The organism is Solibacillus silvestris (assembly GCF_051967575.1).
GTDB lineage: Bacteria > Bacillota > Bacilli > Bacillales_A > Planococcaceae > Solibacillus > Solibacillus silvestris_B.
The window spans coordinates 1-13,210 of the sequence record NZ_JBQCJW010000026.1; the positions used below are offsets into that span (position 1 = coordinate 1).

10 protein-coding genes are annotated in these 13,210 nt (G+C 39.8%); 3 read left to right on the forward strand and 7 right to left on the reverse strand.

Annotated features, from left to right (window positions below; genetic code table 11):
- The first annotated feature begins 437 nt into the window (after positions 1–437).
- Positions 438–1,799 carry an IS4 family transposase gene (locus tag ACTHOQ_RS14270; protein WP_440496820.1) on the forward strand — a complete coding sequence of 454 codons (1,362 nt, stop codon included), beginning with the start codon at positions 438–440 and terminating at the stop codon, positions 1,797–1,799.
- A gap of 62 nt (positions 1,800–1,861) precedes the next feature.
- Here the strand turns inward: ACTHOQ_RS14270 and ACTHOQ_RS14275 are convergent, their stop codons facing one another.
- The 4 genes from ACTHOQ_RS14275 to ACTHOQ_RS14290 form a co-directional block, all read right to left on the reverse strand.
- Positions 1,862–2,467 carry a response regulator gene (locus tag ACTHOQ_RS14275; RefSeq protein ID WP_440496821.1) on the reverse strand — a complete coding sequence of 202 codons (606 nt, stop codon included), beginning with the start codon at positions 2,465–2,467 and terminating at the stop codon, positions 1,862–1,864.
- Positions 2,464–3,564 (reverse strand): sensor histidine kinase, encoded by a 1,101-nt coding sequence (locus ACTHOQ_RS14280; RefSeq protein WP_440496822.1) that lies wholly within the window; start codon positions 3,562–3,564, stop codon positions 2,464–2,466. Before ACTHOQ_RS14280 ends, ACTHOQ_RS14275 begins: the two co-directional genes overlap by 4 nt.
- A 9-nt stretch (positions 3,565–3,573) precedes the next feature.
- A complete protein-coding gene (locus tag ACTHOQ_RS14285; RefSeq protein ID WP_440496823.1) occupies positions 3,574–4,692 on the reverse strand; it encodes a DUF418 domain-containing protein in 1,119 nt (372 codons plus the stop codon).
- Positions 4,693–4,896: 204 nt separating this feature from the next.
- A complete protein-coding gene (locus tag ACTHOQ_RS14290) occupies positions 4,897–5,622 on the reverse strand; it encodes a 3-ketoacyl-ACP reductase (protein WP_440496824.1) in 726 nt (241 codons plus the stop codon).
- 357 nt (positions 5,623–5,979) lie between these two features.
- Between ACTHOQ_RS14290 and ACTHOQ_RS14295 the strand changes: the two genes are divergently transcribed.
- On the forward strand, positions 5,980–6,543 hold the full coding sequence (locus tag ACTHOQ_RS14295) for a nitroreductase family protein (protein ID WP_440496825.1): 564 nt from the start codon (positions 5,980–5,982) through the stop codon (positions 6,541–6,543).
- A gap of 300 nt (positions 6,544–6,843) precedes the next feature.
- Here ACTHOQ_RS14295 and ACTHOQ_RS14300 read toward each other — a convergent pair whose 3' ends face one another.
- The 3 genes from ACTHOQ_RS14300 to ACTHOQ_RS14310 form a co-directional block, all read right to left on the reverse strand.
- Positions 6,844–7,815, reverse strand: coding sequence for a C39 family peptidase (locus ACTHOQ_RS14300; RefSeq protein ID WP_440496826.1), 972 nt, complete (start codon positions 7,813–7,815; stop codon positions 6,844–6,846).
- A gap of 437 nt (positions 7,816–8,252) precedes the next feature.
- Positions 8,253–10,253 (reverse strand): methyl-accepting chemotaxis protein, encoded by a 2,001-nt coding sequence (locus ACTHOQ_RS14305; protein ID WP_440496827.1) that lies wholly within the window; start codon positions 10,251–10,253, stop codon positions 8,253–8,255.
- A 101-nt stretch (positions 10,254–10,354) separates the two neighbouring features.
- Positions 10,355–11,098, reverse strand: a complete 744-nt coding sequence (locus ACTHOQ_RS14310; RefSeq protein WP_440496828.1) for a DUF4230 domain-containing protein — start codon at positions 11,096–11,098, stop codon at positions 10,355–10,357.
- Positions 11,099–12,060: 962 nt separating this feature from the next.
- Here ACTHOQ_RS14310 and ACTHOQ_RS14315 point away from each other — a divergent pair.
- Positions 12,061–12,699: a GGDEF domain-containing protein gene (locus ACTHOQ_RS14315; protein ID WP_440496829.1), complete on the forward strand. Its 639-nt coding sequence runs from the start codon at positions 12,061–12,063 to the stop codon at positions 12,697–12,699.
- The last annotated feature ends 511 nt before the right edge of the window (positions 12,700–13,210 follow it).

Here is a 13,210-nt window from a genome sequence, read left to right on the forward strand (position 1 = left end):
GACCTACGAGAGCCAAGTGTAATATCGCAGATAATTGATAACTTATTAAAAGAGAACTATTACTCAATTAGTGTGTTTAATGAGCAACTTAATAAATAATATTTAATGGGTTAAAGATAAGCTTACCTAGCTTAATATAGAATCTTAACAAACCAAAAATATACAAATTTCTATACAAAACTTGTTATTTTTGGCTTGCATTTTTGATGATTAAAAAACCTCATTTACTTATGATAAGGTTCACCATATCACATTCTATTTTTTATTAACTCAAACTTCGCACCTAAATAATTAGATCCAATAGTTGGCTCTATTTGGTTCTTCTCGGTTTCAATAAGAACCTTGACAAACATTTTTATAAATATAAAAAACACCTCATTCTTTGGTATAGTGAATTTGACTAGAAAACACTACCATACAGAAGAGGTGCTTCCATTATGATAGAGCATAATGACCAAAACAATCAACTGCCAAAAGAATTAAACTCCGTATTTCGTGAATTGGAAATCGTGAAACATCTTCGAAAAGCGGGTATTACTAAAAGAATTGGCTTCACAACAACCTATTTGTTTCAACTTGTTTTTTGCCTAATCTTTCATCATAAGAGCTGGTTCACCCTTTTAAATTCCAAAAAGGGAGACCGTTACCCTGCCAAGGATTCTGTTTATCGCTTCATGAATCATTCCAAGTTTGCATGGCGTCGTTTTTTAACCTATTTGAGCGCGCATGCCGTTCAAAAGGTGGATCAGCTGACGGATGCAAAACGTCCAAAGGTTTTCATCATAGACGATTCCATGTTCGACCGAAACCGCAGTAAAAAAGTAGAGCTCCTTGCGCGTTGTATGGACCATTCATCGTTAACGAAGCGCTTTTATAAAGGCTTCCGTATGCTTACTTTGGGATGGTCAGACGGCTTTACGTTTATGCCGCTTGACTTCACGTTACTGAGTTCAAAGAAGGCGCAAATCAATGGGATTTCCGAGAATATTGATAAGCGTTCTTCTGGCTATAAACGTCGTGTAGAAGCGCTGGAATCGGCTCCTGCCGTCATTCCAGGTATGCTTGAGAGAGCCTTACAAACAGGTGTATCGGCTGACTATGTGTTAATGGATACGTGGTTTACGCAGCAGCCTCTTATTCAATCAATCGCTGAACTCGGTCTTGACGTCATTGGCATGGTCAAGGCAACGAATCAGCGTTATTTGGTGAACGGAAAAAGGCTATCTTTGAAGGAACTATATAAGGTTGCCGCACCTGTCTACGGTAAGAAAGGCATCATGCGATCGATTCAAACCGCAATGGCAAATGGCATTCAGGTAAAGGTCGTGTTTATTCAAAACCGCAATAAAAAGAGCGAATGGCTGGCGATTCTCAGCACGGATTGTACGCTTTCTGAACAGGAAATCGTCCGTATTTATGGCATGCGCTGGGATATTGAGGTCTTTATCAAGACGACCAAATCCCTCTTACGCCTTCAGAAAGAATTTCAAGGCATGTCATATGATTTACTGATTAGCCACACAACGATTGTGTTTTCGAGATACATCGTCCTGTCCTGGCAGAATCGTTGCCATAACGATCAACGCACATTAGGTGGCATCTTTTATGAATTATGTGATGAAGTGAACGAACTGGATTGGGCTGTCGCATTACAGCAATTAATCGGGCTTCTTGAAGGTGCCCTTAAAATGACGAATAAAACATTACAAAAACTAATCAAAAGTCAATTACAGCAATGGATTGACGGTCTGCCTAACTATATCAAGGCTTATTTGTCGATTTCAGTCTGCGAAGTTTGAGTTATTAATTATGCAGCCATCTAACTAGAGTTTTCTTACTACACTCTCCCTATCGCCTAAAACTATATCCATCCCTTCTCAACCGCCTTTTGTACAGCTTGCTGCCTCGTTTCAACTTCCAGCTTCTGAATGGATAAAGATAAATAGTTGCGGATTGTGCCTTTAGTCAGGAATAGCTGCTTACTGATTTCATTCGTCGTATATCCATCCTTCACGAGCTTTAGCACATTGATTTCCCGTTCATTTAGAGGATTTTTTTCATTCATAAATAAAGCGGCTGCAAGATCCTGGCTGATTACCCTTTCATTTTGCATAATTTTACGTACAGCACCAATCACATATTCGATCGGCTCATCTTTCAGGACATATGCTTCAATACTAAGATCCATTGCTTCCTGCAAATAACCGGCCCTTGCAAAAGTAGTCATAATCATCACTTTGCACGGAAGATTGTGGCGGCGTATTTTCGCAGCTACTTCCAACCCGGTCAAATGCGGCATTTCAATATCCAAAATGCATATATCCGGCCTTTCCTTTACAATTAAATCCCATGCCTCTTTTCCATCTGCCGCCTCAGCTACTATGTGTAAATCCTCCTCAAGCTCCATAATCGATATTAAAGCGCCTCTCAGAAGCTGCTGATCCTCAGCGATACAAATTCTAATCATTTTCCACCCTCCTGCATTGAGTTCAGTGGTATTGTCAGGAACACCTTTGTCCCCGCCTGGCCATACGTCAATTCTGCATTCCCCTTTAATGATTTCATCCGTTCCTTCATTGTAAATAACCCATTACCATGCTGCTTATCGGATAAACCGATTCCGTTATCGATAATAGCTACTTCCACTCTGTCCTCTTTTTGGTGAAGATGTATTGTGCACGCAGCTGCATGACTGTGCTTCACGACATTCGTTACCGCCTCTCGGATACTATAGGCAAGCATCGTTTCCTGCACACTCGTCAGCAGAATATTCGTAAGCTGATGATCAATCTGTATACGGATACCGGCATTCTTAAGCAGTTGCTCACAACGCTCCAGTTCGCTATGCAAGGATAAAAAGTTTATTTCCGATATAATCTCACGCACCTGCTTATGTGCTGTTCGGACTGTCAGTATAATATCATCGAGCTCTTTATGAATCCGCTGATCCTCGTTTGGCACCAGTCTGGAAACGAGCTCTGTTTTCACCTTTATGACCGTCAATGTATGGCCTAAAGTATCATGCAGATCGCGTGCAATCCGCTGACGCTCATGCTGCATCGCAATGTGAACTGCCGCTTTATCGACCTCACGCTGAAGCAGTTTGGACTTCTCCATATAATAGCGTAACCACGGAAGCAGCAAAATAAAAAGCATAACCGCCAGTACAATTGACTGTGCGTTTGAAAACAGCTCCTCCTGATAGCGCCAGACGAGACTGGCTAGAAGGAGGAAATTGATGAATGTAGCAATCCACAAAATACGGCGGTTGACAGCTCGCCCGACAAAGTCTGCAAAGGCAAACTGAAAGAATATCCACTGTGGGCCGCCTAAATAGGCCAAATATGCCGTAATAACAAAACCAAGCACGGCAGCCGGAAGCAACAAACCATCCTGATACCACAGTGCCGTGTAATAGGCTCCTAAATAAATGACTATAAATACAATTTTGAAAACAAGTGACGGAATCTGCGCCGAGACGACAACCGCATAGCCGAACAGCAGGACGGTCAGTACATCAATTATTAAATATCTTGCCTGACTTTTAGGATACCATTCCAGCATCTAGCCCCCCTATCTCTCCAGCATCTGCAATATTCCCTTCCGCAGCCATTCGACAGGCCCATACGGAAATTTAGCTAACCACACATTCGCCAGTATAATTTGCCCTACTACTATCATACAAAAAACCCCTGTAATTTCCACACTATTCATATTACCTCCGAGGCCTAAACCCCAACCGTAAAAAATAGCCGTTGCAGTAATGTTTTGCAGAATATAGCAGCTCAAAGACATACGCCCCGTTTTCTCTAGCCACTTCCAAATCCGCCAAGTGCTGCATGTCCGAACAAGAAAAGCAATCAGTCCTATATAACCCAATGCCAGTACAGGGGCAAACATATAGCGGACAGGCAAATCAAATAGACCGCCTGGTACAAAAGTCAATGCATTCAAAGGCAGACCTAGACCTAGACCCCAAATGAGCAGCTTCCGCTGAATTGCAATGCCGCGATCAGTAAAGGAGAAAGCACCGCTGCGCATAAGCTTTATACCAATAATAAATAAAAGAATATTCAAAGGAATAATAAAAATTGCCTCTGTTCTATAGAGCATAAAGTTCATGAGACGATTCTGGACCTGATCCAGCCATGACCCTTCTGCATAAATCGCGATCAGCTGTGGAGAGCTTGCCATTGAAAACGCCGGGCCCATCAGCATTGAAGTAAAAATTAGAGCAAGCATTCCAAAATGGAAAACTCCGGCAACCCATAACGCCCGTTTCATCGCACGTTCCCCGCGCTTTAGTATGACAGCAATAATTCCTGCAGTCACTGCATAGCTCATGAGCACATCATACTCCATTACGAGTACATAGTGCAGAAGACCTTCCACCATTAAAAATACGATCACCCACTTATACATCCCAATCCAAGGCTTACTGTGCCTGATGGACTGCTCGTATTTTATCTGCATTCCTACCCCGAACATAATCGTTAATATGCCGAGCAGCTTACCGTTGAATACGAACAGTACAAGGATGCGTACAATATCGTTCATACCCGACCAGTCGGTGAAGTCCGTGGTCGTTATATACTTTAAATCACCTAAATGCGCAAATATCCAAATATTTGTTCCAAGTGTCCCTAAAATGGCGATCCCTCTTAAAATATCGATCAATGCAATACGTTTCATATTGATGCCCCTCCATTTCCGTACCTCTATCGTATATTGGAAGGCATCTGCAAAAATATCGACAGGCGTCAATGAATACAGATGACACATGTCATTTATTAAACAATAGGTCAATATAAAAGAGCTCTTCATTCTGTAAGCAGAGTGAAGAGCTTTTGTTGTTCAATCGGTTCTTGCAGCGTATTTTTGAAAACTAGCCTCTCATCAGAACGGATTTGTATTCATCAATGTCGCACTTTTGATATACATGCGCTGGTTTAGCTTTAATTGCGCTACAATATATTCTGCAATATCCTCTGAGTGCATATATTGGTCTTTTTTATCGGCAGGCACTAAGTTCAGCGCATCCGCCAAATCTGTTGCGATCGTACTTGGCGCCAATGCTGTTACGCGAATATTATGACGGCGCACTTCCGCGGCAAGCGACTCTGTCAAGCCGATGACACCGAATTTAGAAGCACTGTACGCACTTGATGTCGCCGCACCGTTTAACCCGTTTGTTGATGAAATATTAATGACATCACCCGCATTTTTTTCGATTAATTGCGGTACAATCGTGTGCGATACATAAAATGTCCCCATTACGTTGATGTCGACAATTTCTTTAAAATCCTCTGGGTCCATATCGACAAGCTTCTCAAATTTCCCGACGCCTGCATTGTTAATTAAAATATCTGTTAATCCCAACTCTTCTTTCAGATGAGCGGCAGCCTTCTGTACTTGAGCTAAATTTGAAACATCTGCAACTGCATAGGCAGCCTTAACACCATGGCTTTCGATTTCTTTCACCACTTGCTGCAGTGCATTTTCAGAACGTGCAATCACACCTACATTTATGCCCTCTTTTGCTAATGCCACCGCTACCGCTTTACCGATTCCGCGTGCCGCACCTGTTACAACCGCAACTTTACCTTGTAATGACTGACCCATTTTCATCGTCTCCTCTATATGTTATTCCAATGAAATTTTAACATAGCGAACTCCGCTGCGCAGTATTTTGCCCTCAGAACAAGCATTGCAGAATACGGGTCTCTTTTATATTACGGTCCTCGATTGCGGCAGGGTTATTGCAGTAGACCAATTAATTTAATGGTATATGTATTAGCCGATTCCGTTTAAAACAGTCAGCTGAGCAATTATTATGCAGGCCTTCCCTCATATTACATCCAAGTTAAAAAGAAAAACTAGTAGCCCTGCACTTACTTTTCGTAAGTCTAGTTGCTTGCAAACTTGTTTTAATAATTTAAAATAAACAAGGAAGTTTGATACATGTAGGAGGATTTTATTATGACATTCCAAGCAAAAGATTACCGAACAGCTGAACATGAAATTGAAGACTTATTTTTAAATCGTTGGTCTCCGCGCTCTTATGCTAACAAATCAGTAGCCGACGACGTTTTAAACCGACTATTTGAAGCTGCTCGCTGGGCACCTTCTTCAGGCAACAACCAGCCTTGGCGCTTCATCGTCGCTAAAACAGAAGCTGACCTCGAAAAGTTCCATCCAATCTTAATGGAAGGAAACTTAATATGGGCTAAAAATGCGCCAGTATTAGCAGTACTAGTTTCCGACAATACAAAAGGATCAAATGAATTCGATGCTGGCACAGCTTGGGGATTCCTATCATTACAAGCAGCTAAAGAAGGCTTAATCACCCACCCAATGAGCGGTATTTACAAAGATGTTGCGAAGGAAACATTAAATATTCCTGAAAACTTCGATGTGCAATTAGCAATCGCGATCGGTTATAAAGGTGAAAAAGAAATGCTTTCTCCCGAATTGCAACAACGCGAAACCCCATCAGGCCGTCGCCCATTAGAAGAAATTTTATTTGAAGGCTCTTTCAAATAATCTCAATAAATTAAACATCCCAAGTTAAAATAAGCCGCTCAGCTTTTACACTGAACGGCTTGTTTTAAACACATTATTTGTTTATCGTACAGTTCACTGAAACAAATATAAACACAAAGCTAAAGCCTTACTTCAAGATATAATCTGTGATCAGTTCGCTGGATTGTTTGTGCATCTGGACCTGGCATAGGGTACTAAGAAATTACACATGAAAGTAAGTCTGTATAAAGGACTCTGCATATTCCCGTAAAAGAAAAATGCAGAGTCCTGTCATTTTGAACCAGGTTTTGTCCCGTTTTTTTATTTATTGTAATCCACAACAATGTACGGTTGTAATTGGAATGGCTTTGGTGCGATATTGCGGTCGTTCCACATACCGAACCAGCGCTCTAATGGATAGAAGTAATAGCCGTCTTGCCAATGGTCAGATGTATCATAAGGGTCAGCAAAAATAAGCATGTCGTCACCGATGCCTGGTGTACCGTTGTTGTCATAGCCAATAATTGCCTGCCAGTGACCGCCCCAGTCGCCCCACTCCACCATAATTGGTCGTTCGTTTTGCAGGTGGTCTGTTAACCATTTTACAAAGTAGCTATCCTTGGCATCAGATACCCAAGCTTCTGTCGTATCTGAATTTTCCGAAGCGTATAAGCTATTCCATGTAAATGTTTCCGGAAGGTTGCCAACATTCGCCCCTGTTGCCCCTGAATCTGCTTGAATTAAGTCTGATTCTTTATACTCAGCACGGTAGCTAGATTCAACGACCTCAAAACCTTCAATTCCTGAAAAAAAATTATACAATTTAGAAACATCTGATCCATATTCATGGAAGTTATTCGCTGAGCCAGGCAATGCGCCCTCCACATCTAAATCTGTCATAGCCTTCATTGCAGTGGCAATATCCATTTCCGTCATTTCATCATATCCGAAGTGGTTTGCTACCATTAATGCTGTCACAGGACCGCAAGACCATTCCGTTGTTTGCTGCATTGTTTGGAATTTCTCGATGATCGTTAAGTTTTCATCTGATTTCATATTATAAAAATCAGGCATTTTGTAATAGCGAGACTCTGAATTATCGCCGGCATTCGCATATGCATCTGCACCGCCCGCTTCATCATAATCTTCGCCTTTGATTGTTGTTGGTTTAACTGCCACAGTAGTTTCTGCTGACGCTTTTGTGTCTACTTGAGCCTCCGTATTGTCCTTTTCCTCTGAGCATGCGCCCAATAACAATACAGTTGCTAAAACTGCTGTAAGGGTTTTTTTCATTTATCATTCCGCCTTTTTATTAGTTATGCATTTTCAGAATGCACAAGAAATTATTATAGCGGAAAATCATTAAAATACAATATATTTGTATGGATAACATAATAATAGTGCTATTATTTAAATTTTGGAGAAATTCCTGTATTTCAAATAATAAACTAAACGGTAAATATGGATTTTGATTTGCTGCCGATGCAGAACATCCCGAATATTTCACTTTCACCAATCTATTTATAGCTGAAAAATGGGCAATATATTTATGATAGGCAAACCAAATATTGAAAATCTGAATGATGTATCGTCAAGATAAGAGAGGTCCGATTTTTTGCGAAATGAAAAAGCACCTTCTTGATATGTCGATGGCATCAAGAAGGTGCTACATTTGGGTATGGATTGTTTGATGGTGGAATTACAATGCATTAGTATCTTTTACTTTAATATTATAGTTTAAATTTCGAAATCATTTCTTGAAGATCCTTTGCCATATCTGCCAAAACAGTTGCAGAGGATGAAATTTCTTGCATGGACGCTAGTTGCTCCTCAGATGCAGCAGATATGTTTTGAGTACCAGAAAGAGTACGATTTGAAATGGCTGATATCTGATTAATCGAATCAACGACATCAACAGTACCTTCTTTCATATGATTTGAAGAAGCCCAAACTTCCTTAGACTTTTCTGCCACTTCGTGTAAATCCTGTTTGATTTCGGCGAAGAGTTGGCCCGCTGCATGTACAATTTGAACACCGTCATCTACTTCTTTTTGACCTTTTTCCATCATCTGAATCGAATTATTCGACTCTGCTTGAATATTCGAAATGAGCTGCGCAATTTGCTGGGCGGAATCGGATGATTGTTCCGCAAGATTTCGTACTTCGTTTGCGACAACGGCAAATCCCTTTCCTTGTTCACCGGCACGTGCTGCCTCGATTGCGGCATTTAAAGCAAGTAAATTCGTTTGCGCGGCAATACCTGAGATGACTTCAACGATTTGATCGATTTCTTTTGAACGTTCGCCCATTCCAGTGATTGAGATTGACAGTTCTCTCATTGTTTCATGAATGGAGTTCATTTGGATTACAGTCGACTGAATCGTTTCATTCCCAATTCCGGATTTACCCAGTGCTTGTTCCGATAAATTGGAAGTCAATTTTGCGTGGGAAGCAATCTGGTTTACATTCATTGAGAGCGTATCTGTGTTTTGGACCGTCTGCTCAACAGTCCCCATTTGCTGTTCAGCCCCGTCTGCTACTTCATCGACTGTCAATGTAATATGTTCTGAAGCTTGACTCGATTGTTCTGCACTAGCCATTAGCTCTTCCGATGCAGCTGATACTTGGTAAGAATTTTCTCCGATTTGTGTAATCAGGTGATGTAGATTTTGCTGCATTTTGTTCAAATTATCCGCCAAATAGCCTGTCTCATCTGAACTAGTTATAATGAGCGGATCGACGCTCAGATTTCCGTCAGCTATTGCTTTTACTTGGTCGGTCACTTGTCTAATAGGACGGCTGATTTTGGAAGCTATGAAAAGGGCCGTAGCAAGGACAACGAGAACGGATATACCAAAAACGATTAAGCTGAATAATTTAATTTTATCCGTTGCCGAAAGAATGGCTTTCATTGGTGAAACATAATAAAGACTGTAATCAGCAAATTCAAAAGGCACCGCAGAAACAAGCATGGCATCGCTCTTATTACCAATCGTGGTAATACCGCTATTGTTTTTTCCTTCTTCAAATACTGTTAGCCATTTTGCATCTAAATCAGATTCAGCGGGTGATTTTCCAATTAGATCACTATTCGGATGGAATTGAATGACATTACTGCTGTCAATTAAAATAGGCTGCAAATTCTGATCTTCACTGCTTAAATACTGTTCGGCGAGGTGATTAAAATTCAGCGTCGCTACAAGTACACCTGTGATTCTTCCCGTAGAGGAAAAAACAGGAGTAGCCAAAGCAATCATCTGATTTCCCGTCGTGCCTGAGATTAGCACGTTTGAAATTGTGTCCTCTCCCCGCATTCCATTTTGAAAGTAGTCTCTTTCTGAAAGATTTTGAACATCAATCTGTTCTTTAGTTGTATGAGCTCTCGCAATTCCTTCTGTATCCGCAAAAAAGATGACTTCATACGCTGGATCCTGTTCTTTGATTAAGTTAACCAGCTGATTTTGCTTTTTTGGGTCGAGTGATGTAATTTCTTCTGTTTTCGAGGCTAATTTAATTTCATTTACCCTGCTTCTAATCCATTCTTCCATCCCCTGTACAGTACTTTCCGTGAATCGATGCATCGATTCCTCTTCCTGACTTATAATCTCATTCACTGAAGTTTGGTAGATGACAACACCTACAATAAGCATCGGAATGAGACTGACAAGTAAAAAACTGACAAGTAATTTTTGTTTGATAGTTGTTTTAGAACCAAATCTAAGTCTCTTCATCACTACCCCCCTTTATCTGCAATACTTCCCTATAATATCGGCTGAAAATGAAGGTTTTTCATCTAAAAGAATACATTATTGCAAGTTTACCGCCTTTCAGTTTATTTAAAAGTTAGCTTCACAGTATATCCCAGATTGCCAAAAAACCCTTTAAGCACTTTCTCCGCGCTTTTTTCGGCTGATTGTAATAAGCCTATTTCAACGGCTTCGTCCCTAATTTTCTTTTGCGCCTCCGCTGCCAGGCTAAAACCTTCATCCCATTCCACTTCCCCGCGGAACAGCCCTTCATCCGAGAAAGTTTTGACACTATCCATCAAAATTGTCGGATCCTGTATAAGTGTTGCCCGTGGCAGGACGATTTCCAGCTCCTTCTTATTATCATTGACTTTTATATCATCTGAAGTTAGCCCTTTAAGGTCGACTCCTGCAACGACTGTGGCAGGAACGATTAATAATAGCTCTCTCTTTGTACCTGGCAGATTAAGAGGAATATCATTTCCGAACAGCTTATTATCCTCTTCCTCAATGGTTACTGTTACATGGGCTTCAGCCGTTGCGAGCGCTGCCAATTCCTGAATCTGTTCTACATATATTGTACTTTCCTTTTTAAATGTATTTCCCGTGAATAGCCAAGTACCTCCATATATAATGACAAGGAGAATGAATCCGACAAAAAAAATCTTTAATCCCCAGAATTTGAAAATGAGCTTAAATAATGCACCAGAAATATTGACATTGCCTTTACTTTGTCCTACAACAGCAGTAGCAGCGCTTTCTTCCTCGCCCTTTTTCAGTTCCTTCAATATGTTTTCAATTTGCGCCAATGCTTCATCTTTTTTGCTCATGGCATTTCCCTCCTACACTTTGCCTTCTTACTAAATCCGTTTTTAAGGTCTTAAGTCTGTTTTCCTTTCTCTACGAAAAGTACGAACAAAATACACTTTCTATTTCCAAGGGTTTCGGGGCTTTTTTGACTGTTAATTAGCATCCGAACCTCTATGATATGATTACAATTACTTATAAAGCATTTTAATATTCTTTGATTAATTATACTATAGGGAATTCCATTTATAGAGCAATTTGGTCAAAGCTTGTATGAGGACGCACAAAAAACAACCTTATGTTAATATTTTGGAATTGAGGCAAACTTCAGTACATCTCGTGCAGGGAATTCTGGTCGTTCGCTAAGTGACTAGCGAAAGGAAATAAACGGAGACTTTCCGGTAATATGGAGTAGGGAGCTCATTTCAGGGGTAAATAAAGGAAGGTTTTTCGTTTTATTTTCCAATTATGTGGAACTTCCCCCTCTATGGCGGACTTTAAATTTGAACAAAAGCAAACCTAGCCACGCTGCGAAAACCTTAAATTCCTTTATTTGACGATTTATTCAGAGAAGGAAAATGCAACTACTTAACAGCTAGCCGGATTAGAATGTATAGTGTACGCACCCCCAGCAGGAAACTTTTAAATTATAAATCCTTTAAATAGCGGAATTAAGATACTACATATTTTAAAATATGTGCCAATTTAGCTATAAGATCTAGTAATGTCGCTTATTTATAAATATGTTGTATAGTAAATCTGACAAATGACGTTTTTCGAATAAAATATTCAGCCACAATTATTTGTGTTATTAAAATAGCACAGTCTTTCACGTGGCAATTGAATCTCGCTAATTATTTCTGTTTATTTATGTCGTTAAAATGTATTGGTTTAAAGTTAGAAATTCTAGTCCTTTACTTGGCAAACTTCGGGTAATAGTATAAAATTACTCTTTTGAATAAAGAGAAATGAGCAAGGTGATAAAATGACCTATAGTGGAAGAATACTGGCAATTGGAATCGTTCTCTTATTTAACTTAATCCGTTATTTATATTATCATCAATATTTAGCATTGGCTTTTAATTGGACATTTTTCATTTTAACTGCTTTTTTTCTATGTGTCGCTTGGTGGTGCGGAAAGCAGTTTGATAATGTCAAATACTTGTCTGAAAGAGATCCATTAACTGGCACATATAATCGTCGTACGGTAGAGCAATACTTTCAAAAGGCTGCAAAAATATGTGATATAAAGAAACAAACCTTAGGAATTATTATGTTGGATCTCAATAATTTTAAGGAAATTAACGATGAATATGGTCATCATAAAGGTGATGAATTGCTCATACAAATTGCATCTGCATTAAATAAATATGTTACGAAAAATGATTTAGTTGCAAGATGGGGAGGAGATGAATTCATCATTCTAGTTCCAAATATCGAGGAAGAGTTTGCCATCGATTATGTACAGAAACTTCAGCGGGCGATCACATTGCAAAGTTCCGAAAGTTTTTCAAATGTGGAAGCTTCCGTTGGGTATGCAATTTATCCTCAACAAGGAAGCAGTTTTCAAAAACTAGTTCAAAAAGCGGATGCGTATATGTATAAAGAAAAAAAGAAAAAGTGACGATGCTATTGCTGGGCATCAATATCAGTATCCGTGAATTATAGATTTAGAAATCCTAATGCACCTTCGAAAAGCTGCAATTTGTTCATTCCAGTGTGCGGAATTTGAGTATTTAATTTTTGTAACATTGCTGTCGATTTAATCGAAAGCCGGCTATATTAATAGCCGGCTCCAACAATGCACCGGCTACTTAAACACTAACAAAGTTCTCCACAATTGTTATACACCACGTTTAGAACTGTCTCATGTATTTCACTATATGATATTTTAAATGCACTGTATGAATCAACCCCAACCGTCTGTGTTTTATAGCAATCAAAGCAAAGAATCAATGTCTATTGACTTACCGGTTTTGGCATCTGCTAGTGCATCCCGCTTCTCCTTATATCAATTTGTGCCTCGGCTTCGTAAATTTGCATGTAAATGAAGCGTCTACTTTCATATCCCCATTATTCTCTTTAATACAGCCGTTAAATCTAGTATTATCGAGTTCTACTGAGCTGCCAAAAGC